The sequence below is a fragment of the Streptomyces viridosporus genome, assembly GCF_002078235.1.
Taxonomy (GTDB): Bacteria; Actinomycetota; Actinomycetes; order Streptomycetales; family Streptomycetaceae; genus Streptomyces; species Streptomyces viridosporus.
In genome coordinates, this window is sequence record NZ_MSGP01000779.1 from 1 (window position 1) to 776 (window position 776).

The 776-nt window shown below is 75.8% G+C and carries 1 protein-coding gene; it reads right to left on the minus strand.

Going from position 1 to position 776, the window contains the following annotated elements; genetic code table 11:
• Window positions 1–776 (minus strand): penicillin-binding transpeptidase domain-containing protein (locus tag B7L92_RS37435; protein ID WP_255311344.1); only part of this gene is annotated, 776 nt, incomplete at both ends.

The following is a 776-nucleotide window of genomic DNA, read 5'->3' on the forward strand; positions in this document are numbered from 1 at the left end:
CGCCGCCGGTGGTGTCGTCACCGGCGGCGGTGCCGTCGGTCGTTCCGGCGTCGTCCGTGGTGCCGCCTTCGGCCCGTCCCCGGGCACGGCCGTCGCTCTGCCCCTGGGTCTGCCCCGGGGTGGTGCCGGGGGTCCGCTCCCGCGTCTCCTCGTCCGGTGCGCCGTCGGTGTCGCCGGTCGGGTCGCCGGTGGCGGGGCTGGTACCGGTGGGATCGGCGGGCGGCTGGGTCCGGTCGGCGCCGGGCTGGATCCGCAGGTCGAAGTTCCTGACCGGCTCGCCCTCGAGGGCTTCGCGGGTGTACTGGCCCCAGATCTCGGCGGGGGCGCCGCCGCCGTTGACGCGGGACAGGCCCATGGCGCCGTAGAGCGGCTTCTGCGCGGCGGTTTCGGGGTCCTGGCCCATGACGGCGACGACGGTGGCCAGTTCGGGGGTGTAGCCGGCGAACCAGGCGGCCTTGTCCTCCTCCGCGGTGCCGGTCTTCCCGGCGGCGGGGCGGCCCGCGGCGAGGGCGGCGGTGGCGGTGCCGTTCTGGACGACGCCGCGCAGGACGTGGGTGGTGGTGTCGGCGGCCTGGCGGCTGACGGCCTGGTGGGTCTTGCGCGCGGGCAGGTCCACCACCGCCTTCCCGTTCCGGGTGATCTTCTCGATCATGGTGTACGTGCCGTGCTCGCCGTGGTTGGCGAGGGTCGCGTACGCCTGGGCCATGTCCAGGACGCTGGCGGTGGCCACGCCGAGCGCGATGGACGGGGTGGGGTGGAGCTCGGGGGTGGTGGAG